Raw genomic sequence first — 26,475 nt, 5'->3', positions numbered from 1 at the left:
CATGAGCGCAAGGGTGAAAAATACCAGTCATTCACTCAATGGACGGGGCCTAAAAAGGTTGTTTCCAGTTGTTTTACGACCTGATTGCCGACTAAAATGTCAACCTGAAGTGGCGTACTATTTTGGCGGATACTTTTTTCGGGCAGGTTAATAAAGAACATACCCTTTGTTAGTTCGCCGGCCGGAACGGTGGAGAGAGGCTGAACAAAAATCAGCTTAGCGTCAGAACGGCTCAGTCGGAAACGCACGGAAATTGGCCGGTACGTTTTGTTCATAACCTCTACCAGATAGAGGTTCGACACCTGTTTCCCGGTTTCACGCTGAAACAACTGCCCCGGCGCCCGAAGTATCGTCACGTCCAGCGCTGGGCGGCTGACAAGCAGAAAACCAAGAATGGCCAATAAAACGATAAGCACTCCGCTATAAGCCAATATCCGGCTGGTGAACCGAAACGGTTTCCCCTGTTCAATACCTTGTTGCGAATCCATCCGGATCAGTCCAAGCGGCCGGTTTATCTTGTGCATTACCTCATCGCAGGCATCAACACATAAGGTGCAGTTGATGCATTCAAGTTGCGTACCGTTGCGAATGTCGATGCCGGTAGGGCAAACCTGTACACACAGTTTGCAGTCGATGCAGTCGCCTTTGGGCTCGGAGTGTGGGGCAATTGGCAGCGGGTAAAACGTATTTTGTAAAGCTGTGCTCCCGACTCCTTGCTCCTCACCCCGCACCTTTTTCCCACGTGGCTCACCCCGAATGAAATCATAGGCAACAATCAACGAATTTTTATCCAGCAAAACACCCTGTAATCGTCCATAAGGGCAGATCGTGGTACAGACAATTTCACGAAGTCGAGCAAAAACAAGATAGAATACACCTGTGAACAGCCATATCGACGCAAGGCCGCCTATGTGTGCATTCGGGTTGTCGGCAATAAGCGTCAGCCACTGGTCACGGCCAATAAGATACGCCAGAAATGTATTACTGATAGCGAATGAAATCAGCAAAAAGACACTATGCTTCAGGCTTTTTTTAGCTACTTTTTCGACTGTCCAGGGGCTGGCATCGAGCCGTTTGCGGGCGTTATAGTCGCCCTCGATCCAGACTTCGATTTTACGAAAAACCATTTCCATAAAAATCGTCTGTGGGCAAGCCCAGCCGCACCATACCCGCCCAAACACTACGGTAAAGAGGGTAACGAATACGATAAAAGTGACCAGCCCAAAAGCGACCAGATAAAAATCCTGCGGCCAGAATGATACGCCAAAAAAGATAAACCGGCGTTCAAGTACGTTGAATAGAAAAAGCGGATGCCCATCTACCCATACGAACGGTCCGGCAAACAACGCTACCAGTAGTACCAGCGCTACCCCCGTCCGCCAGCGGGTAAACCGACCCGTAACACTACGCGGGTACAACCACCGCCGACCACCCGTCGAATCGGTCGTTGGCAGCACATTGCGAAAATTGGATGAAGAAGGTACTACGCTGATTTTCATTCGGTTCATCAATTATCGCAGAGCTACCGGTACGGCACCTGCTATTTTCTCACCCTGCGGCTCTTTCGCACCAGCCGGATTTGACCCTTGCAGCGACAGAATGTAACTGGCAACCTGCTGTACCTGAAGCGGATTAAGCTGCTTTTTCCAGGAAATCATTCCCTTTTCGGGCACACCCTCGGTAATGGTATGAAAAACAGCCTTAACGTCACCGCCATGCAGCCAGTACGCATCGGTTAGGTTCGGACCGACTTTACCCTCGGCGTTGTCTCCGTGACAGGCAACGCAGTATTGGGTAAAAAGCACTTTCCCCGATTCAACGCCTTTGGCATCTTTCAGCAGGGTTACAGTATTTTCATTAATGGAACCCGCTACTTTCCTGATGTATTCCTCCCGTTGCTGGTCGGCAATAGCCATTTCCTGCGTGTACTCCTGCGCCATGATGTCGCCCGATCCGATGACATGAAAGATGAACAGGTAGATCACCGAAAAGACAATCGTGCTGTAAAACAGCCACATAAACCAGGGTGGTGTTGGATTATCGAGTTCGGCAATGCCATCGTAGGCATGTTCCATCACCAGCTCTTTTTCCTGGCTCAGTGAATGCAGGCCCGATAGGCGTTGCCATAACGAACGGGTATCGACAGGTTTTTTAACGGGTTCGGGTTCTACTGCTTTTTTGAGGATAAGCAACAGATAGAATGCGACCAGCCCAATTAGTACCATACCAACCAGCACGATCACTCCCAGGATGAGCATCACTAAATCCTGCCCCGACGAGATGGCCCAGATTGATTGAGCTGGTTTTAGGGAAAGAAGTCCGCTATCGATTAAAATAAATAGGTTCATCGGTGGAGAGTGGTGTTAATCGGTGGAGGAATCATCGAGCGGCATCCGACCCATTTGCCGGATGTGGGCTTTATCGACCAGTAACAAATACAGGCCAACCAGCACAAAAAAACTTAAGAAGGTAACGAATGAGCCGACCATATAGACGTCAGCGCCGGGAATTCTGGAGATGAATTGCTTGAACATAATTTCCTGATTAAAAAGAATGTAAACTGACGTCGTCTTTTGCTAAGTCCTTGTCAATCACCCTTATTATCCATTGTTCACTTATTTGCCCGATGGTTCCATTTTCTTGATATCCGTTCCGAGTCTCTGGAGGTAGGCGATCAGGGCCACGATCTCGCGGTCGGATTTTACGTTAATACCATCGTTAGCTAACTGACTGCTTAGCTGTTGAGCCTGTTTCCGTAGGTCTTCGTTCGCGTAGGAAATGGTCATGTCGTCGTAGGGAACACCTACCTTTTGAAGAGCCTTTAGTTTATCCGACGTATTCGAGATGTCCAGTTTATTTTCCAGCAGCCACGGATACGAGGGCATAATGGATCCTGGCGACATCGACGTCGGATCGCGCATGTGGTGATAATGCCAGGAGTTGGGGTATTTACCGCCGATGCGATGAAGATCGGGCCCGATGCGCTTGCTTCCCCACAGAAACGGGTGATCATACACAAACTCGCCCGCTTTGGAGTACTCGCCGTAGCGTTCTGTTTCGCTGCGGAACGGTCTGACCATCTGGCTATGGCAATTGACACAGCCTTCCTTGATATAGAGGTCGCGGCCCTGTACTTCGAGGGCGGTATAAGGCTGCACAGACGCAATGGTTGGCACGTTGGAGCTTACCATAAACGTGGGCACCAATTCTACAAGCGAACCAATGAGAATGACGATCAGCGAACCAATCAGCAATGGAATGGGCTTCCGCTCAAACCAGCGATGCCAGTAGGTATCGCTTCCGGTTGGCACATACGCTTTTACCAGAGCCGGTGCTTCGGCGGGTTCATTAGCAACCAGTTTTCCGGCGGCCATCGTCTTAAAGAGGTTAAACGCCATCAGGATCGCCCCCAGCAGATAGAACGTACCACCAACTGCCCGCATCTTGTGCATAGGAATCAGTTGTAGGGTTGTTTCCAGAAAATTGGGGTATTTCAGAACGCCTTCGGGTGTAAACTCCTTCCACATCATTCCCTGCGTGAAGCCTGATATGTACATGGGAACAGCATAAAACAAGATGCCCAAGGTACCGATCCAGAAGTGAACGCCCATCAGTTTTCTGGAGTATAACGGAGTGCGATATACGCGCGGAATAAGCCAGTATAGAACAGCGAACGTCATAAACCCATTCCAGCCTAAAGCACCTACGTGCACGTGAGCGACTACCCAGTCGGTGAAGTGGGCAATGGCATTTACATTCTTGAGCGCAAGCATCGGCCCTTCAAACGTGGCCATACCATAGGCGGTAACTGCCACAACCATGAATTTCAGGATGGTATCTTCGCGCACCTTGTCCCAGGCTCCGCGCAGTGTCAGCAGCCCGTTGATCATACCACCCCACGACGGAGCAATGAGCATGATAGAGAACACAACACCCAGCGATTGCGCCCAGTCGGGCAAAGACGTATAGAGTAAATGGTGTGGACCTGCCCAGATGTAGATAAAGATCAACGCCCAGAAGTGCAGAATTGATAATTTATAGGAGTAAATGGGCCGGTTGGCCATCTTGGGCAGAAAGTAATACATCAGACCCAGAAAGGGCGTTGTCAGAAAGAAAGCTACCGCGTTGTGACCGTACCACCACTGCACAAGCGCGTCCTGCACCCCGGCATAGACGTAATAACTTTTGAATAAACTGACCGGCATCTCATACGAATTGACAATATGCAGAACGGCCACGGTTACGAATGTGGCAATGTAAAACCAGATGGCTACGTAAAGATGCCGCTCCCGCCGGTTGATGATCGTACCGAACATATTTATACCGAACACAACCCAGATCAGCGTAATGGCAATGTCGATTGGCCATTCAAGTTCTGCGTATTCGTGTGAGGTAGTCAACCCTAGTGGCAGCGTGATCGCAGCTGCCACAATAATGGCTTGCCAGCCCCAGAAGTGGATTTTGCTCAGCAAATCGCTGAACATCCGGGCTTTGCAAAGCCGTTGCAGCGAGTAATAAACGCCCATAAAAATGGCGTTGCCGACGAAGGCAAAAATCACCGCATTGGTGTGCAATGGACGAATCCGGCCGAAGGTAGTGTACTGATTGCCGAGGTTGGCCGATGGTGTAAATAACTGACTGGCAATCAGCACGCCAACCAGCATACCAACAACTCCCCAGACAATCGTAGCGATAGCAAAATTACGAACCGTGCGGTTATCGTAGTTGAAGTACTGCACGGCAGGAGCAGTTCCCTGCCCCAGAAGGGACCGGTCGGACGAGATGATTGTGGGCGGTTTCTGCGAAACATTCATAGCGGTAACAGGCGGTTAAACGGTCGTATCCGTAGCAGTTGGTTCATTGTCATCAAGTAGTATGCGCATGGAGGGCGTATATAAATCGTCTTGCTGACCCGTTCGTATCGACCACAGAAAAGCGCCGAGAAATCCCAGGGCCATCAGCAGGCTAATGCCGATCATAAAAAAGATAATGTGCATACCCCAAAGCGTTTGATGAGGCAAATGTGCGGAGTATCTGACCGGCCGTATATGAGATTTATCAGGAAATTGGCTGATAGAACTCAGGATAATAAAGAGCTAATAAAACTCAGTTGAAAACCTGACAACCATCAGTAACGGTCTTTTTTGAAGCGGCTACTTTTACCGTCAGGAGTTTTTCTCGACTCCGTTTAGGCTATGACAGACACACGTATTACGCTCCCTCAGGATGATGAACCCTTAATGGTCCAGACCTGCCGTTGCCAGCACCAGACTTGGACAATGACGATTGCTCAGAACGAACAGGAAATAGATCAGCTCCTGGTGATTTTGTCCGATTTGCTGGATTATCAACATTATCAGAGCCTGCGCCAGCGTGCGGTTGATTACTACAGTGATCTGAACCACCTGAAAAGTCGATTTCAACGCTTAAAGCTCGATATGATCTGTGAAGGAGTGGCTTGTAGTCCTTCGGAACGTCTGGCCTGCCGCGAACCGCGGATTGGCCTATACGCTACCCTCGCCGTCGATGCCCATTTGCGCTCCCTAATGGATGAACTAAGCCGGATAAAAGCTGGCTGTTATCAGTTTTTATCGGTTATGGTAACTCTGAATCTATTTTAATTCGGTGGCGCTTAAACGCCCTGTCCTCCTGTTTTTTCTAATGATCATTCTCGCTTTCTTTCTGGCGCACTGGTACTTATCAGTGTTAATGCAAACTCTCTTTCTTCATCGCTACGCGGCCCATCAGATGTTCACCATGAGCAAAGGCTGGGAAAAAGTATTTTACGTCCTGACTTTCATCGGGCAGGGATCATCCTTTCTGAGTCCACGCGCTTACGGAATCATGCACCGCCTACACCATGCCCACGCCGATACGGACCAGGACCCACATTCGCCGGAGTTTTCAAAAAATCTGTTCGATATGATGTGGAAGACCCGCATCTATTACAATGACATCCTGAATAACCGGGACACGATTCCGGCAAAATTCAAAAAAGGAGTACCAAACTGGCCCTGGATGGAACGCTTCGGTGATCGATGGCCGGTTCGGTTGGCCTGGGGAACAGCCTACACCTTGATCTATATCCAGTTTGCAACATCGCCGTGGTTATTTCTATTATTACCTGTGCAGTTTCTGATGGGGCCAGTCCATGGAGCGATTATTAACTGGTATGCTCACCGTTACGGATATACCAATTTCAAGCTGGACGACACGGCAAAAAACCTCTTACCGTTCGATTTCCTGATGATGGGCGAATCATACCACAACAATCACCATAAATATGGCGGTCGGGCCAACTTTGGCGGCTTCCGCTGGCACGAGTTCGACCCGGCCTACCCGCTGCTAAAGGTGCTGAATGGGCTTAAGATTATCAAGTTGCGCACAGGACGCGACGAAGCCTATATGTGATTCTATCTAATACTACCCGATAGCCAGCGCTACAAACGATCAGGACTCGCCATTTGGCGCATCGCCCAAAGACCCAATATCGGTCCGGGAAGCAGCACGTAAAAAAGCCCGCCCGATATACCAAAATAAGCGACCAGCCAGTCCATCAGCTGGATGGATATCACTGTCAATAGAAAACCAAAACAGGTAACGAGCGTTAGAATACTACCCCGATTGTCGACCGCAGCGTGACTGGCCACCAGCGTTGAAAATTGCGGAGAGTCACCAGCGGCTGCAACTCCCCAGACAAGCAGAAACAGCCCGAACAGATAGTACGGTGCAGCCACCAGAAACGGCGTCAGGGCGATACAAAGACCCGATGTGAGCAATAGACATTGGGCAACTCGCGCGCTTCCGATCCGTAAGGCAAAATAGCCACCACCCACACAGCCCGCAGCTCCCGCAGCGATAGCCCCGAACGCCCATAACGAAGTCGTTATGGCTGCGTCGGGATGTTGATGTCTGTAGTAGCCAATCAGGGTTGGCAGAAAAGCCCAAAGCGTATACAGCTCCCACATATGGCCAAAATAACCCAGCATAGCCGGGCGAAAGGCTGAGGGCTTCCATAGTGAAAGCAGTGCCTGGAAGCGAAAGAAATTACCGTTGGCCTGTATGGATTTTGCGGGGACAACGACAGCGAGCAAAACTCCACCGCTAATAGCCAGCAAACTGACCGATACGATTAGTGTACGATACGGCAAGCTACTCCCCAAACCTCGTATCAGGTGCGGGAAGGCTGTTCCCAGCACCAGAGCACCGACCAGAAAACCCATTGCCCGGCCTAGAACGGGCCTGAATCGATCGGCTGCAATTTTCATACCCACCGGATAAACACCTGCCAGAAAGAAGCCGGTCATGAATCGGCTGACTAAAACCGTTTCTGCTTTTAGCGGGAGAACCAGCCAGATCAGATTGACCGCAGCCGCTAACGTTACGGAGATGAGGAAAACATGGGTTGAGCGAAAACGATCGGGTATGGCCAAGACCGCGTAGATCAGTGTGCCGGAGATAAAACCAATCTGGACGGACGAGGTAATCCAGCTGGTAAGTCCCGCCGTCTTTAGCAGATGTTGAAGTTCAGGAAGAATGGCATTACCAGCAAACCAGAGCGAAGTGCCGGCAAATTGAGCAAATACAACGACCAGTAATTGAGCATTGATACGGGAAGAGGTGAGCATTCCCAAAGATAACCATTCAAGTCGATCAGACGTCTATCAGGCTATTTGGGTAGATTTCCATCGGCTATATCCCCGCATACCCAGCGTAGCAATCGCCAGCATGGTAGCCGAACTGATGGGCATGAGAATTGCGGCTACCACGGGCGATAAGTTGCCCGTCAGCGCGTAGGATAAACCGACGAAGTTATAGAGGAGTGAAATACCAAAACTGAACCGGATCACGCGCATTCCGAAACGGGTGTATCGTAACATAGCAGGCAGTTGATTCAACGAAGATGCTTCCAGAATGGCATCGCTGGCAGGTGTGAACTGAATCGTATCATCGGTAATGGCCATGCCAACATCGGCCTGTTTCAGCGCTCCGGCATCGTTCAGCCCATCGCCGACCATCAATACCCGACGTCCCCGAGCCTGTAGATGCTGAATAAACGCTAACTTTTCCTGTGGACGACAATTGAAATGCATCTGCCCGGCTTTGGGAAACCAATGTTTTAACTGCGTCTGAGCAGATTTAGTATCGCCCGAGAGCAGATAAAGTCGGTATGGCCCACGCAAATCCTGTAACATCGTATCAATTCCTGCCCGGTAGTGAGAAGAAAATTGAAAGCACCCCCGGTACGTCTGCGCAATAGAAATATGGACCGTTGTTCCAGCGGGATCATCCGTATCAACCGATGTATTGTAATCCGTATTGACAAAGGAGCGCGATCCTACTTTCATGAACCAGCCATCGACGAGTCCCTGAACACCATGACCTGGAAATTCAGCAAATCCGTCAATTGGAAATGGCTGACTATCTGCCAGATAAGCCGTTAGCTTACGACTGAGCGGGTGGACCGACTGTTGGACCAACGAGGCAATAAGTGCTCGTTCGTAGGCCGTTAATGGTTGCAAAAACGACTCCTGAACATCGTGTTGCTCCGTATTGGTTAGCGTGCCGGTTTTATCAAAAACGATCGTGTCGCAGGCAGCCATTTGCTCAATTACGCCTGCGTTTTTCAGATATAATTTATGCTGACTCAACTTACGGAGCCCGCTGCCGAGTGCAAATGGGTATGATAATGAAAGCGCACACGGGCAGGCGATGATGAGTACGGCCGTAAAAGCATTGATTGCACGCGACAGATCTTCATGATACCAGTATAGACCGACCAAGGTTGCGACCGTAATGACTGTCAGGGTAAAATACTTTCCGACGATGTCGGCAAAGGTGAGCATCCGGGATGAATTCTCTTTTCGGAAGGCATCGTTATTCCACAATTGGGTTAAGTAGCTTTGCGATACATCGCGTACTACCTCCAGCTCGATGGCTTCACCCAGTTGTTTGCCACCCGCGTATACTAACGCGCCCAGCCGCTTCGCTTCCGGCTCCGATTCGCCGGTTACGAAACTATAATCGATCATGGCCTTGCCTTTATAAAGAAGACCATCGGCGGGAATCAGTTCGTGATTACGTATACGAATGCGATCGCCTTTGCGTAACTGGGATACGAGTACAATTTGTTCTGAAGAAGTGAGACTAGCCTGGGGGATAATTGTATCAATTGGCGCTTTTACCTCTTGCTCCTCGCTCTTTGCATTTTGCTCTTCCCTCCGCCCAAGTAGTGTCACGGCAAGCGGGAAATAGGATTTGTAATCTCGCTCGAACGATAGAAAATCGTGGGTTCGTTGTTGAAACCACTTCCCACATAACAGAAAAAAAATCAGGCCCGTCAGCGAATCGAAGTAGCCCGCACCCGTCAAAAACAGAACTTCGTAGGTGCCCCGAAAAAAAGCTACCAGAATACCCAGCAAAATAGGAAAGTCAATGTTAATCGCCCCTTTTTTCAGGCTTTTCCAGACGGACTCGAAATAGCCCGACGCGGAGTAGATGACGACTGGCAAAGCGAGCAGGATATTAAGAATACCAAACAACTGCGTGAACGCGGGATCGTCGAGGCCAAGGTATTCAGGAAAACTGAACAGCATGATATTACCTGCACAAAATCCAGCAACAGCCAGTCGGTATAAGAGCGGCCGGTCCGATGGTTGTTGCTGCTCTTTAACCACATCGTTGAGGCTGATCAGCGGTTCGTACCCGATGGAACTGAGCAGTTCAACAAGCTGGCGCAGCGTTAGCTTATCGGGTTGATAGGTAAGATGAACCTGTTTTTTCAGAAAATCCACCCGTGATTGCTGAATGCCGGAATTTAATCGGTAAAGGTGTTCAAGCAGCCAAAGGCATGAACTGCAATGAATGGTCGGAATGTAAAATGTAACTTTGGCAATCGACTCGTTGGAGAACTCCAGCAGTTGTGCTATGATATCCGGATGGTCCAGAAACGCAAGTCGCGATTGTTCTGGCTGCGATCCGTTATTGGCTTTGAGCGTATTACCTCGCCGAAGGCTCTCTCCTCCCGATTCTATCGTATAATATTGACAAAGCTGATGCTGGCTCAGAATCGTATACACCGTTTTGCAGCCTTCACAACAGAAGCGCTTGTCGTCGACTAGTATGTTATTTCCTGCACAATCGTTACCACAATGATAGCAACTGGTCGATGGAATCGTTGCTGTGCTCATACCTCTGAATTTTGAAGCAAGTTGGCATGGTATATCTAGCCAAACCCTGACCACCATCAGCCGTTGGCCTGATACGGCTCAGGGTTTGACACTCATAACCGATCCATTTTTGCGGGGAGTACAGGGGCCGATAAAACGGCTCCCTGAAACGACGATGAACTCACTAATTCAGAAATACAATGTACCCGGTCCGCGCTACACCAGCTACCCGACCGTACCGTTCTGGGACGAAACCACGTTCAGCGAAACCGTCTGGGTACGCCACCTGCAACAGGCATTTTCAATCAGCAACAGCACTACCGGTATCAGCCTGTACATTCACCTGCCCTACTGCGAAAGTCTGTGTACGTTTTGCGGCTGCAACAAGCGTATTACCCGCAATCATGCTGTTGAAGGCCCTTATGTGGATGCTTTACTGACCGAGTGGAATCTATATTGCGATATATTGCCAGACCGGCCCCGCATCGCCGAACTTCATTTGGGCGGAGGAACACCCAGTTTCTTTTCTACCGGACAGCTCAACCGATTGCTGACAGGTATTTTTAATCGGGCCACCCCAACCGAATCGCCCGATTATGGCTGGGAAGGACATCCGAACAACACAACCAGCGAACATCTTCAGTTATTATACAATTTTGGCTTCCGGCGGGTGAGTTTTGGCGTTCAGGACTACACGCCAATTGTGCAGCGGGCGATTCACCGCCTTCAGCCATTCGGGAATGTTCGACAGGTAACCGGCTGGGCTCGCCAAATTGGGTATACCTCGATCAGCCATGATTTAGTATTTGGCCTGCCTTTCCAAAAGCCCGACTCCATTATCGATACAATTCATAAAACGTTGACCCTTCAACCCGACCGCATTGCCTTTTATTCGTATGCCCATGTGCCCTGGATTGAAGGAATAAATGGCCAGCGGGGATTTCGTGACGAAGATCTGCCCACGGGAGATCAAAAACGGGTTTTATATGAAACCGGAAGAGAGTTGCTGGAGCTGGCAGGTTACATAGAAATCGGTATGGATCATTTTGCGCTTCCTCATGATTTGCTCTATAATGCCGTACAGATGGGCACCCTCCACCGAAATTTCATGGGCTATACAACGACTAAAACACGCGTTTTACTCGGTCTTGGCGCATCCTCCATCAGTGATGTCTGGTCGGCCTTTGCTCAGAATGAAAAAGACCCTAATCGCTACATGAACCGAGTTCTGGCAGGTGAACTACCATTATTGCGCGGCCACATTCTCGATGATCAGGATCAGTTTTTGCGTCAACAAATTCTGAATATCATGTGCCAGGGTCAGACCCGGTGGCCGTTGGGCAGCTGGTCGAAACGGGAATGGGAAACGTTAAACAATCGACTGAAGGAATTCTGGCTCGACGGCTTGCTGGATTACGATGTTGAAGGACTATCCGTGCGCCCGGAAGGTCGACCGTTTCTGCGCAATATCTGCATGGCGTTCGACGAACGACTTAACTATGCTCAGCCTCAAACCCGGTTATTCTCGCAAACTGTCTAATCAGCTCACAGTCAATACAAACTATCCTGATTAAATTTCGAACGAATGGACCATTCCCGGCCAATCACACAGAGTTTATTGCGTGTTATAAAAATCGATCCGGTCAATCTGCTTTGTCAGATTGACCGGATCGGTGAGTTTAGAAGCGAAAGGCCTGTTCTATAAAAATCAGACAACGGCCAAAAGTGGAATATCGGTCAACCGGGCCATACGCTGTGTTTCACCTTCTGAAAACAATTTCCAGAGCCAGCTTCGGGTTTGGGGTAGCATCATAATCAGATCAGCTTTATTGTCGTGAGAAAACTGGAGTAGCGTATCATACACTTCGCTTCCTTTTACCAGGCTCATGGTATGCGGCACCTGAAGCAATAGTCGCCGGAAATGTTCAGCTCGCTCTCTTAATTCAGGGCTATTTGGTGTCTCAGAAATGCAAAGCACATTGATCAAACTGTCTGAGGCCCGTGCGAATTCCAGTGCAGTCTCTAAGGCTATTGCGTTTGGCGGTATTGCCAGGTCGACTCCCAGTACAATATTTTTCATGCCCGCATAGCCAATGCCGGGTGGAATCAAGAGAAGTGGCACTTCGGTTTCTTCTACCATTCCGGTCGCGATGCTACCCAATAGCTGCGTACTTTTAGGCGCAGTTCCTACTGTCGACATAATGAGCAGGTCTGCATTTTTCGCTTTCGTTACAGCCCGAATAGCGTTCATTGTATGCCCTTCCTGTACCAGACAGTGAATAGGAACAGCCGCTACTTCGCTTAGTTCATCGGCCAGATGCTTGAGCTTCTTTTCGCTGGTTTCCCGAATGGCATCTTCGCTCAGTGGGAAATCGCCGGTTTTAGCTGGATTATCGGGCCAGAAATGAAACGCATTAAGCAGAATCAATTCGGCCTTCCAGTCACGAGCCAGTTGAACAGCAAACCGGGCGGCCTGATTGGCATTGCGGGAAAAATCAGTAGCAAGAACAATCGTTTTCATAACAATACAAAGCTGGTGGCCAGATACACGGGCCGATGAATAGTGGTGAATTAGTCGGTTTAGGGATACGCCAAGTGCTTCTTTACGATAAAATGTCGAGTAGAATGATGGCCAGATGAATTACCGTACTCATGGCAAATGATGGGAAAATGTACTTCATCGGCAATACGGATAACACGGGAATCAACACGGCTAAAAAACACAGATTGCTGACTAAAAACTGCCAGTCGCCACCACCCATATAAGCCATGACCAGTAGCAAAGCAGGAGATAGTATACAGCCCTGAATGGCGACAAACGTAGCGGCCCAGCCAATTCGGTTGAACTCAGACCTAGCGACAAAGTTTTTATAGGTGGTAATCCAGTTAGCCTCCTGAGAATGCGTATAAGCAGTTGTTGAGTGTGTGAGCGTTGCCATTGTCTTAAGCGTTAGATTATGCTACAAAACAACAGCCCGCAACCCTTCTGCTATATGACACAGATCAGCCATTAACCTGATTATGATTAGGTTAATGCGGCACAGCCAGTCAAACGAACTAGCTATCAGAGCTTTATAAATTACGTTCTGGCTAATCCGTATTTTCTTCTGCAACCAGTTGATCGGATATTAATGATGTGACGGTTGGCGTCAGGTAATAAAACGAATCGCGGCAATCCGAGCCTACACCACGAATTGCCGCAACGAAACAAATGCTATATAACTCTACGCCAGCAATGGCTTGACCACTTTCCCATGAACATCCGTCAGGCGATAACGTCGGCCCTGGCTTTTGAAGGTCAATTTTTCATGATCGACACCGAGCAGATGAAGCACAGTTGCCTGAAAATCATGTACATGCACCGGATCACGGATCACGTTATAGCCAAAATCGTCCGTTTCACCGTAAACCATCCCTTTTTTTACACCGGCTCCTGCCATCCAGACCGAGAACGCACGGGGATGGTGATCCCGTCCATAATTATCTCTTGTCAATTTACCCTGCGAATAGGCCCCACGCCCGAACTCACCACCCCAGATCACGAGCGTATCGTCCAGTAAACCCCGTTGTTTCAGATCCATAATCAAGGCCGCCGACGGCTGATCGACGCTCTTCGTCTGAATCTTGATATCGTTGGGCAGATTTCCGTGCTGATCCCAGCCCTGGTGGTATAGCTGCACAAATTTTACGTCTTTTTCAATCAGCTTCCGGGCTAACAGGCAATTGGCCGCAAATGTGCCGGGCTTGCGACTCTCCGGGCCATACATATCAAAAATATAGTCTGGCTCTTTAGAAATATCCAGCGTTTCAGGCACGGAAGTCTGCATGCGGTAGGCCATTTCGTACTGTGCCATCCGGCTGTTGATTTCGGGGTCCAATACGTGTTTAAACTGTTCCTGATGCAGTTTTGTCAGATAGTCGAGCATCCGACGGCGGCTGGTTTTATCGATGCCCGGCGGATTATTGAGGTAATAAACCGGATCTGGTCCCGACCGAAACACGACACCCTGATGCACTGACGGCAAAAAACCATTACTCCAGAGTTTGGCATAGAGCGGCTGATCACCATTGCGGCCTTTAGAGAGCAGAACGACAAAAGCTGGAAGGTTCTGGTTATCGGAACCTAGTCCATAGCTAATCCAAGACCCGAAACTGGGTCGGCCTGCCTGCTGGCTTCCTGTTTGAAAGAACGTTACGGCAGGATCATGATTAATGGCTTCGGTGTGCAACGAACGTATAAAGGTCAGATCACCGGCAATCCGGGCCGTATGTGGGAGCAATTCACTGATCCACATCTGACCGGGTCCATATTGAGCAAATTTATACTTCGATGCCGCCAGTGGAAAACGACTTTGCCCGGCAGTCATACCCGTCAGACGCTGTCCTTTCCGTACCGACTCGGGTAAATCCTGCCCCCACATGGTTTCAAGTCTGGGCTTATAATCGAACAGCTCCAGCTGCGAGGGCGCTCCACTCTGAAACAGATAAATGACCCGTTTCACCTTCGGTGGAAAGTGAGGTTTACCCACCGCCGGATTTTCGCCGGGCCGGTCTGCCGACGTGGTGGTGCCGCCAAACAAGTTAGTGGGATTCAGTAGCGACGCCAGCGCAATCGTACCCAGCCCTGCACTGGCCTGACCGAGAAATGTCCGGCGGCTTTGTTGATCATGTATTTCGTCCTGAATATCCATAAGAGTCGTCACTAGTAGTCCTTACCGCAGGTCACGAATGGACACCGCACAGAACGTATGACTATCGTTTTATAATCGCTTCGTCGAAATTCATTATTGTACTCGTTACGACTGTCCAGGCGGCTAGCTCGGCCGGATTGCGTGTTTTATCAACAGGATATTCACCCACCGCCAGCAGTTCCGTGGCTCGTTTTGGGTTCTTCCTGAAATCGGCCAGTTCTTCCGCGTAGAGCTGCGTCATCAGATTAAGCTCTTCTACTCGGGCGGGGCGGCTGATAACTGCTTTAAACAAGGATTCGATCACCTCTTTCGTCTGCTCCTCCTTTTTCTCTTCGCCCAGTTTTTTCTGTGCCAGTACTCTGGCAGCTTCAACAAACTGCGGATCATTGAGCGTTACCAATGCCTGTAAGGGTGTGCTGGTTTTCTGACGCTTCACAATACAGGTATGCCGTTCGGCGGCATCGAAGTTGAGCATCATGGGCGGGGGCGAACTCCGCTTCCAGATCGTATACATCGACCGCCGATAGAGGCTGTCATTATGATTCTGCACATATTTTACGGCGTTACGCGTAGCCAGAGCCTCCCAGATCCCAGCCGGTTGGTAAGGATGAACACTTGGCCCACCAATGCGCTGATTTAATAAACCACTGGCAGCCAGCGCATTGTCACGAACTTGTTCTGCCGACATCCGATAGCTTGGCCCCCGCGTAAGGAAAATATTATCAGGATCTGTTTCCCGTGCTTTTTCCGGCACGCTCGATGACTGTCGATAAGTCGCTGACATAACGATCAGTTTATGCATCGCTTTGACATTCCAGCCAGATTCCCGGAATTTTACAGCCAGATAATCCAGTAATTCCGGATGTGTCGGCAGCGCGCCCTGATTACCAAAATCATCGCTGTTTTTAGCCAGTCCCTGTCCAAAATATTGCTGCCAGAACCGATTCACCATTACCCGTCCGAACAAAGGATTTTCGGGCATCAATAACCATTTGGCCAGACCAAGCCGGTTTTTAGGCAATTCGTCAGGAATAGGATTCAGGCTATGCAATACGGCAGGTGTAACCACTTCGCCCGGCGCATCGTAGGCCCCTCGCTTCAACAGATGCGTTTCGCGCGGCACCGACCGCTCCTGCATGACCATGACCTGATCTGAATTCGTGTAAAGCATCAGTTGCTCGCCACGAAGTTTCATTGCTTTAGCATACTCATCACGATATATTGGGTCCTGAGTAGTCACGTAATAGGTGTACAGACCTGTTCGTTGCACGGGGCTCCGATTGGTTGTAGTCGTACGCAGGGCTGCGGTGAGCGCGTCGGGCTGGCCAGCCAGTTTGGGCATTTCGATTGGTGCCAGGCAACGGTCGTAAATGCGCAACTCATCAACTGCAAAATCTTTGTAGAAATAATCGTGCATCCGGCCCACATAGAATGTATGCTGTGCCCAGTGTGTACGATCTTTCCCATACACCATGCTATGAATAAGATTATCGGCCACCACTTTCGTGCGCACAGCTTTGCCGTTCAGGTAAAGCGTCAGGCCGCTGGCACGCCCCATACCATTGTAGGTAAAGGCGACCTGAAACCACTGATGAACCGGAACTTTATCAACCGACTCAATATCGATTGCATTAGCTGGCCAAACATGGTTCAATGTAAGTTTTAGTCGCCCATCAGTCAGCAGATCGAGCTGGTAACCGCGCTGGCCGTCCATGGGTCCGGTCGTGCGCCCCATGAGCGTGAGAGCCATTTGCGGCTTAGCCAGATTAAACCAGCTGCTTATTGTAAACGGCTGATTCTGTTCAAAAGCACCAAATCCCCAGGGAAGCTCGATAAAGCTGTCGCCCGGCAGGTAACGGGCTTTCCCAAAGCGGCCAGGAACGGCATAAGGCACCTTATCGGGGTCGCCACCGAGCCGCGCCGGAAGCGTATCATTTACCGTATTGGCAAATGCATTACGCGGGTCTTTCCAGAGTTCTTCCTTTGTTTTACGTTTAGGAGCTTCCTTTTTTTCAGGTTTCTTACTGTCTGGTTTCGCCGTTTGAACCTTCTTCTCTTCTTCTTTTTTACGCTTAGCGTCTTCCAGTTTTTTCTTTTCGTTCTCGGCTTTCACATACACACTGATGTCAGTCCGATCTGCTTCGTCGAATGTATAATGCGCAATCAATCCTGAATCGGTTGACGAGCTTAACTGTTGCGGTGCATTCGCCAGCCACTGCCCAAACCGTTGTTGATAATCAGGACGATTCGGGTTTAACTTTTGCTCTAGGGGCGTCAGTTTTTCCCGGATGAATTTCAGCTTAGCATCCGTTTCGGGCTTGGTGAGTGTAACGGTTGGTGCAGCTTCGCCATTGTAGGGAATCTGTCCACGCTCATTGTTACTATTGAAGAAGGCAAACAGCGAATAATAATCCTTTTGACTTATCGGGTCGTATTTGTGATCATGACAGCGAGCGCATTCGACCGTCAATCCCAACATGGCTTTACCGAACGTATTAGCCCGGTCGGCTACGTATTCAACCCGGTATTCTTCATCGACAATACCGCCCTCCTGGCTTTGCTGGTGGTTCCGATTAAACGCCGTCGCTATAAGTTGATCCCGATTCGGGTTGGGCAATAAATCACCAGCCAGCTGCCAGGTAATGAATCGATCGAAGGAAAGATTACGGTTATAAGCCCGGATGATCCAGTCTCGATAAGGCCAAACCGTTCGCAGTCCATCGTCCTGATAACCATGCGTATCGGCGTAGCGAGCTACATCGAGCCATTCTACGGCCTGTCGTTCGCCATAATGCGGATTGTTTAGCAGCCGGTTTACAACTTTTTCGTAAGCAGTTGGAGAATTATCGGCCAGAAACGCATCGACCTCAGCAGGAGTCGGTGGTAGACCCATCAAGTCAAGGCTTACGCGACGAAGCAGCGTTGTTTTGTCGGCTTCGGGTGCGTGGCCTGCTTTCTGAGCCTCCTGCTTAGCCAGTACGAAACGATCGATATCGTTTTTGGCCCACTTTTCATCCTTAACCTTCGGTACTTCGGGCATCGTTGGCGCAATGAGCGACCAGTGCTTTTTGTATTCGGCTCCCTGCTCGACCCAGCGCAACAGCAAGGCTTTTTCCTCGGCATTCAGGCTTAAATTCGATTTTGGGGTAGGCATCATCTCCTCAGGATCAGTACTGATGATGCGACGTACTAACTCACTCTCGGCCAGATTTCCCGGTACAATGGCCGTATGGCCGCTTTTCGCCAGGGCTTCATAAGCACCCTCGGGCGTGTCCAGACGTAAACCGGCCTGTTGCTTTGCTTTATCGGGACCATGACACGCAAAACAACGATCCGAAAGAATAGGCTTAACGTGCAGGTTGTAATCGACTTTTTCGGGTAAATGAACCTCCGCAGCCACCAATTCGGCTGGTTTCTCAACCGATTTCTGACAGGACGCAAGCCAGACTGACGTACAGAACAACCCAACTGTTGAGCTGAACAGAATACACCGAAATCGTATGTCAGACCAGACAGGCATACAAGTGAATCAATTGACTATGATACTATTTTACAAAAATAGTGAAGATAGAACCAATAGCACAGTACTATTTTACCCGGTTATCATTCAATTTTTACGTTTGACTTTTGTTTCAGGCCCCAATAGTAAGCTGCATTAGTGGCTATTAAGTCGGTTTGCAGGCTTCTTCTCCCTCGACCTGTTCTATCGCCCAATAACGAGCCTCGTTTGAGCGGGTGAACTCTGCGCATCCAGGAGTTGAATGCTAAGTGGACCCTCTTTGCGCTGGGTTCTGTCGATAGCCACCGTGATGGAGTGAACACCCTGAGCAAAATCGGCAACGATTCCCTGATCGGTGAGTTTTAGCGGTTTTGAGCCTACCCAGGCACTTAAACCAGCGGTTGAGTTAAAAGCCAGATTTACATTGCCTTTGCTAATCACTTCAATATCGAATCGAACGAAGCTGTATTGTTTACCGGCGCTCACCTCAACGACCGTCAGTTCATCCAAAGGCAGGTCGCCGGAAACTTTGCTATAGGCTGGTTGCCACGACACTTTTGCATTATCCTTTGCAACGTAGCCTGGTCCTTCGGTCAGGATTTTCCTGGCCAGTTCTTTAGTGGCAGAAACGGTGTTCCAGCGACGTACGAATCGGGCTGTGGGGACACGAAATTTCCCCGACTCGCCCATTTTCGACAGAAATCCAATCAGGTTGACAAACTCTTCTTTGTCTAAAGTGGCTGTCAATCCCGGAGGCATCAGCGAACCCGGTACTTTTTCAATGGCATTGACCTGGCTTTTGGGAATGGCAACTTCTAAACCACTCACATCGCGTATCACGAGTTCGGAGGTGCCGTTACCAACAAGATACCCCATTTGCTCACTACCATCTTTTTTCACTATGCGCTGAAGTTCATATCCTTCCTTGATGGATAGATTTGGGTACAGAACGGATCGGATGATGGTTTCGGCGGGCGAACTTGTTCCCAGGCTGCTCAAATCCGGCCCAATGCGTCCACCAGCCCCACCAATCGCATGACAGGTAAGGCAGGCAAGGTTGCTTTTCCGAAATACCAGTTCTCCTTTAACAGGATCAGCGGTTTCTTTTGCTGTTTTCGACAAACTGCTGATTTCCTGGGACGTAAGCTCCTGAGGCATCTTTTCGGGGAGCAAAACACCACCTGAGGCCTCCAGTGCCTGTGTCAGGAGCTTAACATCTTCGCCATTACGGCGGTTGTAAGGCAGGTTACGTTGCACGATTTGCCGACCTTCCTTTGCCCTGCTTTCTGGTATCTTTTTGGCTGTCAGCTCATCAGCCAGCGCCCGAACGCCCTGCTTATTGGCTAAAAATGCCTGAAAAAGTTCAGTCACGTCCGTTTGTGCCGGTAAAGTCCGCAACAGGTCAGCACTAATTCTGGCCCCTTCCGAAACGTTTAGAGAAACCAGTTGAGAAGCCGCTGCCAGCCGCAGATCAACCGGATTTTTTCCGCTGGTCATGTCAACCAGTGATTTTCTGACCTGCTCATTCCCCAAAGCAGCCAATGCCCCCAGAGCGGCTTTTCGCTTGCTTTTGTCTTCTTTTTGAGCCATACTGACCAGGGCTGCGTTCTGCTCATCCAGATGCCATAAACCAATCAGCCGGATGGCGCCTGTAGAGACGGCTTCATCATCGTTATCGATAAAACCAGTAATCCGATTCAACTTGCCATCGGGTTTTATGCCTCGTCGAGCAGCTTCTTCGAGCGCGCCCAACTGAGTCGCCACTGATTTATTCGAACCAGTATTCGCCTGAACAGCTTTATCAAAAAGAATCGTCAAATCGGCAGCGCTACCGAATTTAGCAAGCGAACCCAGCACGTCCTTCTGGTATTCTTCGGGAACCCGATTCTGTTGATACAACTGAGCCAGTCGAGAAACCGCAGCAGGATTACTGACCGACTTGAGCGCAAAGGTGGTTTTGCGGAAATCACCAAAGAATTCGGGATCTGTTTTCAGACGCGACATCCAGAACGGTTCCAGTTCACGGACCGTCTGCCAGAGGGCAAAGTCCAGAAATTCGTCCATTGGATTTTCCAATACGGATAAAGCCGTACGGGCTGCCTCGGCAGTTTGTACTTTCCGAAGGGCAATCACGGCTTCAAGACGCACCTGAGGATGCTTGTCTGCTACGGCCGTAGTAAGCAGACTTGGCACATTGGTCAATTTAGGAAACCATAATTCAAGTGCCCGCAACGCAGCTGACCTGGCATTGTGCGTTTCTGCCTTTAACAGCCGGAGCAGAAGTGGTTCGTTCACCACGTCAAGCGTTTGATACACCCAAAGTCCTTCCAGCAGTTGGTGCTCGTAGTCACCATCCTTTTTATCTAAATCCTGAATCCATTTTTCGAGGGCCGGGATCACGTCTTTGGCTCCGCGCGCTTTCAGGACCTGCTTGGCCTGTGAGCGAGTCCAGTTCTCCGGCAGTTTTAGTGCTTCCAGAAGCTCACTGACACTGGCTTTACTTAACTGCGTTTTTTTAACCAAAGGCCGGTTTTTGGCAATAATCCGCCAGATACGGCCATGCTCATGATCCCGACGCGGATCATGAAAATCGACCTCACCATGCTGAATGATGGGGTTATACCAATCGGCTACATAAATAGCGCCATCCGGGCCAACCGAAATATCTACAGGGCGAAAGGCAACGTGATCCGTCCATAATAAATCCTCGGCCTGCTTGGAGGCATACCCGCTCCCCTGTTCTTCCAGCTTAAATCGGTTGATGCGGTTAGCCCGAAAATCATTGGTGATGACACTTCCCTGCCAAGATTCGGGAAGGTGCCTGCCCGAAATCACATCCAGGCCGCTGTGCTTGGGCTGGCCCGGATTAAGCCCTCGAAGAATTCGGGCAGCACCCGGCGAAGTTAGAAATGTGGCACCCGGAAATGCATAATTGATTCCTTCAAAACCAGCCCCATCGGTTAGAAAGGATTGTCCCCAGCGATCAAACTGCAAGCCCCACGGATTGACCAATCCTTTGGCGTAGATATCCAGTTCGAGTTTTTTAGGATTTAACTGCCAGACACCACCACCTTCCAGACGTTTGATTCCTGACGGCGTTTCAACGTGACTATAGATATAGATGGACTGATTGAAATAAAGCAGACCTTCGGGCCCCCATCGGAAGGTATGAATAAGGTGATGTGTATCGGCGGTGCCAAAGCCGTTTAAAATCCGACGCTTTTTATCGGCTTTCCCATCACCATCGGTATCCGCGAAATGGAGAATTTCCGTCGAATTAGCCACATAGACTCCACCATCGCCCGGCAGAATACCGGTAGGCGTTATCAAACCTTCGGCAAAAATAGTTGATTTATCGGCCTTGCCATCGCCATCGGTATCTTCCAGGACAAAAATCTTGTCGTTTGCCTCCTCGCCCGTTTTCAGGTGCGGATAGGCCGTACTGCTCACTACCCACAGTCGGCCATCAGCATCCCAGTTCATCTGGATGGGCTTGGCCACCAGCGGTTCAGCCGCAAACAGCGTTACCTCGAAACCGTCGGCAACCTTGAACGACTCAAGTTCACGCTTTACATCTGGATCAGGATCGACTTTTCGATCAATCTGATTGGCAGATGAGGTGATCAATAAGATGATTGGGATAATTATCAGTCTACGGAAGAACTTCAGGGACCAGCTTGTTTTCATGACGTTCTTATTACTTCAGAAGGGTAAGTTGATAAACTCTTGACTTAGGTGCGCGAATTAAGGCGATCTGTCCTTCTAACCATTTGATGATCAGGCTTTGTTCTTCCAACCCCTTCGCATGCCGGCCTTGCTCATGGGAACGCATACCAAGAATATAGGTCGTATTCGGCGGTCGGTACTGAAAGAAAAATAGATCGTTCTTTTTCAAAACCATCTGTTGCAATTCGTGCACCTGCTCAAATGAAGGCCCCTGTCTGATCTCGATTCCCTTTTCCCATTGTTTGGCTGATGCAGTTATTACCTCCGAATTGTCGATCGTAAGGGTATAAAATCCTTTTTTCAGTCCCGGTATTTTAACCACCTGTCCAAGACCCGGTAAGCCGGATTCGCCAGAAGGCAGCGGCAGTGGAAGGTAGCGTTCCTTGATCGTAAATTTCAGGTCGGTAGCATTAGCTCCAGGATCCAGAATTTTAGCCGGATTTGTAGTTTCCGCGGCATTTTTAGAAATCATTATGGCAACCGGCTCAGTTCGTGGTCCCAAGCCCAGTCCTTTTTCGAGAATACTCGCCAGATTATAGTAGCCGGCTTCATTCAGGTGAATGCCGTTTTCGGTAAGTGCTATCTTTTTACTGACTTCCTGAATCGGTTTGAAAATATCGACGTACCGCTTTCCACGCTCCGAAGCTATTTTCGCTATAGTGGCAGCATACAGTTCCAGCATGGCATTGCGTTTCGCCACGCTTTCAGCCGAGTCGGCGGATAGGATTGGAATGGGCGATAGCAAAACGGCTTTTGCCCCAAGCTGGTCAATTTTGTCGATCAGTTTAGTTAGTCCTTCTTTAAAAGCGGGAAGACCAGCCTCACCGTCCTGCGCTTCAATGCCACCATACGCGACCAAAACAACTGTTGGTTGTGCTTTTGTAAGGTGTTCCATCAGCAACTCATAGGCAGTAGGCGGATTTGTAATCGTGCTGCGGGCAACACCGAACACATTATCGCCAGTCCAGCCAATGTTCCGGTAAGTAACATCCCGGTCTGGCCATCGGGTAGTCAGGGCCAGCTCAATATAACCGTACTGAAAATCATTTTCGAACAGAGAATTCCCCAGAAAAACCACCCTATCGCCATTCTTAAGCTCAAAAGGCGAATTAAGGGATTCTGTCACAGACTGGAGTTTATTCTGCGCAAAGGCCAATCCGTGAGGGCGATAAAGAAGCATGAATAAACTGTACCCGAGGATGGCTACTACCTTACGCTTTCTCATACATTTTTTTGTTAATATAAACAGCCTGATCATCAGCAATATTCTCACTAAGGTGTGTCGAAGCGATTACACATTTTCACTTTCTGGTAACTTCGCCTAAAGCATAACTCATAAACTCCTGGCGATTCGATCGATCAACGCTGAGAGGTTAAATGACCTTAGAACCAATCAGGCATTGACAGTTCATCTCTTCCTCCTGTAATCTACTGAAGGTTAAACCAATACTTGACGTACCGTTGAGGCAAATTCGACCTTAGCAATCAGTTTAATTTCGCTGAAACCCGGCTGAGTTCATCATTTGAAGAAACTATACGTAGGAAAGTTTCTTCAAAACCTGATTTACTCAATGAAAAATTATGCGAAGTATCGAATTAGGGGTTTCCCTTTTAGAATACAACAGTGAGCAATTCCAACCTGTAGCTTAAGTTTTACCTGTATTTTGTTGCAACTCCGGCATCACCAATGCCTAAATCAAGTCGATCATGCTTTGGAGGGTGACCTTTAAGTATACTGCACAATAGGATACACTTTATTAACTAAGAGCTGAAACATGTTGTCAACGATTTTTTAGAACCCTATTTCTTTGTGCTGATTTTTAGTCGCTAACCTTTCTATACAATGAAATTTTTCCTCAAATCTCTCCTACTGGTTGCCTGGGGATTTTTAATGGCCGCAGGTTGTAAGCCCAAAGAAGACGACTTGCCAGCACCGACCACAGAAGGGCTCAATACATTTGGCTGCAAAATTAATGGTAAGGTTTGGGTAGCCAATGGCATTCGTAACGACCAGGGACCAGCGGCCAAGGCAATCGAAGTAGAATTCAGGCAATTAAGTGCCACCACTTTTTATCTGTTTATTCATACCAATGCCAGCACCAAAGACCGCGTTCAATTAACCCTGCCCAAAGGGGTAATTGGTACAAATAAGTTGGCAAATGGCTATAATGACCCCTTCGCTATATACTACGATAATCAGTTCAGGCTATTTAATACAACAGAGTCAAATCCGGGCAAACTAGTGATCACACGACTGGACACCGTCAATCGGATTGTGTCGGGCACCTTTGAATTTGACGGGCAATATATCGTGAATAAAGAGATCGTGCACGTCACCGAAGGTCGATTCGATATTAATATGAATAATCTGTAATCAGTTCTTACTCAAATGTCAAGTCGCGCTAATATAACTTGACAGAATAATTCACATAACTATTGATGTGTACTTAGCTCTATGCTTTAGGAAACAATAGGAATAACTAATCTTATAATTTTTAATCATATATGGCGTATACATGCCTTTTCGTTTTGTGAATACGTTTTCCACAGCTTACGAGGGTTAATCAGTAATTAATCCGATTTTTCTTGCCTTTCAGGAAAACTTCATTTTTATTTACGGCGTTATTACACTATCAGCGAAATTTCGCTAATTGTTTAAGATGATCGCCGAACCACAAACCGCCGAATTAAATCGTTTTAGTCGTACCCTTACGCAGGAAATCAGTAATCCAGCCGCCAAAGCCATGCTCTATGGCGTAGGCCTTACTGAAGACGACATGCAGAAACCCCAGATTGGCATCGCCAGTACGGGTTATGAAGGCAACACCTGCAACATGCATCTCAATGGCCTCTCCGTTTACGTGAAACAAGGCATTCAGGCAAACGGACTCGTGGGGCTGATTTTTAACACGATTGGCGTATCTGATGGCATGACCAACGGCAACGATGGCATGCGTTATTCGCTACCAAGCCGTGATCTCATCGCAGATTCTATCGAATCGGTCGTTGCTGCCCAGTGGTACGACGGTGTTGTAACGGTAGTTGGCTGTGATAAAAACATGCCCGGTGCTATTATGGCGATGGCCCGGCTCGACCGGCCAAGTATCATGGTGTACGGCGGTACGATCCGGTCCGGACATTATAAAGGACAAAAATTAGACATCGTTTCGGCTTTTGAAGCCCTGGGCAAACGATATGCCGGTAATATTTCTGACGAAGATTACGAAGGAGTCATTAAAAACTCAATTCCGGGCGCTGGTGCCTGTGGAGGTATGTATACGGCTAATACAATGGCCAGCAGCATTGAAGCCATGGGGTTAAGTCTACCTTTCAGCAGTAGCTACCCTGCCACGCACGAAGGCAAACAGGAAGAGTGTAAAAAAATTGGTGCAGCAATGCGCATTTTGCTGGAGCGTGGTATTACTCCTAAAGAAATTATCAATCGCAAATCACTCGAAAATGCACTGACAGTCGTTATGGCACTTGGTGGTTCAACCAACGCGGTGTTGCATTATCTGGCGATTTCGAGGGCTGCTGGTATCCAGCTCACACTTGATGAGATCCAGGCCATTAGTGACCGGGTACCGTTTCTGGCTGATCTGAAGCCAAGTGGCAAATATTATATGGAAGATATGCTTGCTATTGGCGGTGTTCCGGCTGTTATGAAGTATCTCTATCAGAATGGCCTTATCCACGGCGATTGCCTGACTGTAACGGGCAAAACCATAGCCGAAAATCTGGAAGAGATTCCAACGCTGGATTTTGATACGCAGACAATTGTACGGCCCTTAAGTAATCCGATCAAGAAAACGGGTCATATTCAGATTCTAAGGGGTAACCTTGCTCCTACAGGATCAGTTGCCAAGATTACAGGGAAAGAAGGCCTGAAATTTGATGGTACTGCCAAAGTATGTGAGCATGAAGGCGAAGTGATCGATGCCCTGCAAAAAGGTGAAATTCTGCCCGGTCAGGTCATCGTTATTCGCAATGCCGGCCCTAAAGGTGGTCCTGGTATGAGCGAAATGCTGAAACCAACCTCCGCTATTATGGGCGCTGGCCTCGGCGATAAAGTTGCGCTGATTACTGACGGCCGCTTTTCGGGAGGTACGCATGGCTTTGTGGTGGGTCACGTCACACCTGAAGCCTATGAAGGCGGACCGATTGCCCTCGTTAAAGATGGCGATCGGATCACAATCGACGCAGTCTCCCGCCAGCTTACGTTACACATTTCAGATGATGAATTCGCTGATCGCCGAAGCCGTTGGACACAACCAGCTCCCCCATTCACCAAAGGTGTATTGGGCAAATACATCCGAAGTGTAAAATCAGCCAGTGAAGGCTGCGTAACAGACGAAGATTAAGCTATTCTTCATTGTCTTTCAGAAGACCT

Annotated in this window: 18 protein-coding genes; 5 read left to right on the top strand and 13 right to left on the bottom strand. The window is 49.0% G+C overall.

Annotated elements, in window-relative coordinates; translation table 11 throughout:
• Positions 1-35: 35 nt before the first annotated feature.
• The 5 genes from ccoG to ccoS form a co-directional block, all read right to left on the bottom strand.
• Positions 36-1,499, bottom strand: coding sequence for a cytochrome c oxidase accessory protein CcoG (ccoG, locus tag G8759_RS02755; RefSeq protein WP_167204995.1), 1,464 nt, complete (start codon positions 1,497-1,499; stop codon positions 36-38).
• A gap of 12 nt (positions 1,500-1,511) precedes the next feature.
• Positions 1,512-2,348 (bottom strand): cbb3-type cytochrome c oxidase N-terminal domain-containing protein, encoded by an 837-nt coding sequence (locus G8759_RS02750; protein WP_167204993.1) that lies wholly within the window; start codon positions 2,346-2,348, stop codon positions 1,512-1,514.
• Positions 2,349-2,363: 15 nt separating this feature from the next.
• Complete coding sequence (locus tag G8759_RS02745) at positions 2,364-2,534, bottom strand: hypothetical protein (protein WP_167204991.1); 171 nt, start codon at positions 2,532-2,534, stop codon at positions 2,364-2,366.
• 81 nt (positions 2,535-2,615) lie between these two features.
• Positions 2,616-4,814 carry a cytochrome-c oxidase, cbb3-type subunit I gene (gene ccoN, locus G8759_RS02740; protein WP_167204988.1) on the bottom strand — a complete coding sequence of 733 codons (2,199 nt, stop codon included), beginning with the start codon at positions 4,812-4,814 and terminating at the stop codon, positions 2,616-2,618.
• A gap of 15 nt (positions 4,815-4,829) precedes the next feature.
• Positions 4,830-4,997, bottom strand: coding sequence for a cbb3-type cytochrome oxidase assembly protein CcoS (gene ccoS / locus G8759_RS02735; protein WP_162385961.1), 168 nt, complete (start codon positions 4,995-4,997; stop codon positions 4,830-4,832).
• Positions 4,998-5,195: 198 nt separating this feature from the next.
• Between ccoS and G8759_RS02730 the strand changes: the two genes are divergently transcribed.
• Both G8759_RS02730 and G8759_RS02725 read left to right on the top strand, forming a co-directional pair.
• A complete protein-coding gene (locus tag G8759_RS02730) occupies positions 5,196-5,621 on the top strand; it encodes a hypothetical protein (protein WP_167204986.1) in 426 nt (141 codons plus the stop codon).
• A 40-nt stretch (positions 5,622-5,661) separates the two neighbouring features.
• Positions 5,662-6,411, top strand: a complete 750-nt coding sequence (locus G8759_RS02725) for an acyl-CoA desaturase (RefSeq protein WP_167204984.1) — start codon at positions 5,662-5,664, stop codon at positions 6,409-6,411.
• 29 nt (positions 6,412-6,440) lie between these two features.
• Here G8759_RS02725 and G8759_RS02720 read toward each other — a convergent pair whose 3' ends face one another.
• A complete protein-coding gene (locus G8759_RS02720; RefSeq protein WP_167204983.1) occupies positions 6,441-7,628 on the bottom strand; it encodes an MFS transporter in 1,188 nt (395 codons plus the stop codon).
• Positions 7,629-7,664: 36 nt separating this feature from the next.
• The gene (locus tag G8759_RS02715) at positions 7,665-10,190 is read right to left on the bottom strand and encodes a heavy metal translocating P-type ATPase (protein ID WP_167204981.1); all 2,526 of its coding nucleotides are present in this window, start codon (positions 10,188-10,190) and stop codon (positions 7,665-7,667) included.
• 154 nt (positions 10,191-10,344) lie between these two features.
• On the opposite strand from G8759_RS02715, the gene hemN reads away from it, so the two are divergent.
• Positions 10,345-11,709, top strand: a complete 1,365-nt coding sequence (gene hemN / locus G8759_RS02710; protein ID WP_167204979.1) for an oxygen-independent coproporphyrinogen III oxidase — start codon at positions 10,345-10,347, stop codon at positions 11,707-11,709.
• Between the two features lie 168 nt (positions 11,710-11,877).
• Here hemN and G8759_RS02705 read toward each other — a convergent pair whose 3' ends face one another.
• The 6 genes from G8759_RS02705 to G8759_RS02680 form a co-directional block, all read right to left on the bottom strand.
• Positions 11,878-12,690: a universal stress protein gene (locus G8759_RS02705; RefSeq protein ID WP_167204977.1), complete on the bottom strand. Its 813-nt coding sequence runs from the start codon at positions 12,688-12,690 to the stop codon at positions 11,878-11,880.
• 82 nt (positions 12,691-12,772) lie between these two features.
• A complete protein-coding gene (locus tag G8759_RS02700) occupies positions 12,773-13,108 on the bottom strand; it encodes a hypothetical protein (protein ID WP_167204975.1) in 336 nt (111 codons plus the stop codon).
• Between the two features lie 285 nt (positions 13,109-13,393).
• The gene (locus tag G8759_RS02695) at positions 13,394-14,860 is read right to left on the bottom strand and encodes a DUF1501 domain-containing protein (RefSeq protein ID WP_167204973.1); all 1,467 of its coding nucleotides are present in this window, start codon (positions 14,858-14,860) and stop codon (positions 13,394-13,396) included.
• 61 nt (positions 14,861-14,921) lie between these two features.
• Positions 14,922-18,380 carry a DUF1553 domain-containing protein gene (locus tag G8759_RS02690; protein ID WP_167204971.1) on the bottom strand — a complete coding sequence of 1,153 codons (3,459 nt, stop codon included), beginning with the start codon at positions 18,378-18,380 and terminating at the stop codon, positions 14,922-14,924.
• Between the two features lie 183 nt (positions 18,381-18,563).
• Entirely contained in the window at positions 18,564-22,046 is a 3,483-nt protein-coding gene (locus tag G8759_RS02685) for a PVC-type heme-binding CxxCH protein (RefSeq protein ID WP_167204969.1), read from the bottom strand.
• 10 nt (positions 22,047-22,056) lie between these two features.
• Complete coding sequence (locus G8759_RS02680) at positions 22,057-23,310, bottom strand: GDSL-type esterase/lipase family protein (protein WP_167204967.1); 1,254 nt, start codon at positions 23,308-23,310, stop codon at positions 22,057-22,059.
• A gap of 618 nt (positions 23,311-23,928) precedes the next feature.
• On the opposite strand from G8759_RS02680, the gene G8759_RS02675 reads away from it, so the two are divergent.
• Complete coding sequence (locus G8759_RS02675; protein WP_167204965.1) at positions 23,929-24,459, top strand: DUF6252 family protein; 531 nt, start codon at positions 23,929-23,931, stop codon at positions 24,457-24,459.
• 286 nt (positions 24,460-24,745) lie between these two features.
• Positions 24,746-26,446: a dihydroxy-acid dehydratase gene (gene ilvD / locus G8759_RS02670; RefSeq protein ID WP_167204963.1), complete on the top strand. Its 1,701-nt coding sequence runs from the start codon at positions 24,746-24,748 to the stop codon at positions 26,444-26,446.
• Positions 26,447-26,475 lie beyond the last annotated feature (29 nt).

The sequence above is a fragment of the Spirosoma aureum genome (assembly GCF_011604685.1).
Classification (GTDB): Bacteria; Bacteroidota; Bacteroidia; order Cytophagales; family Spirosomataceae; genus Spirosoma; species Spirosoma aureum.
This window is presented reverse-complemented; position numbering and strand designations above follow the sequence as displayed.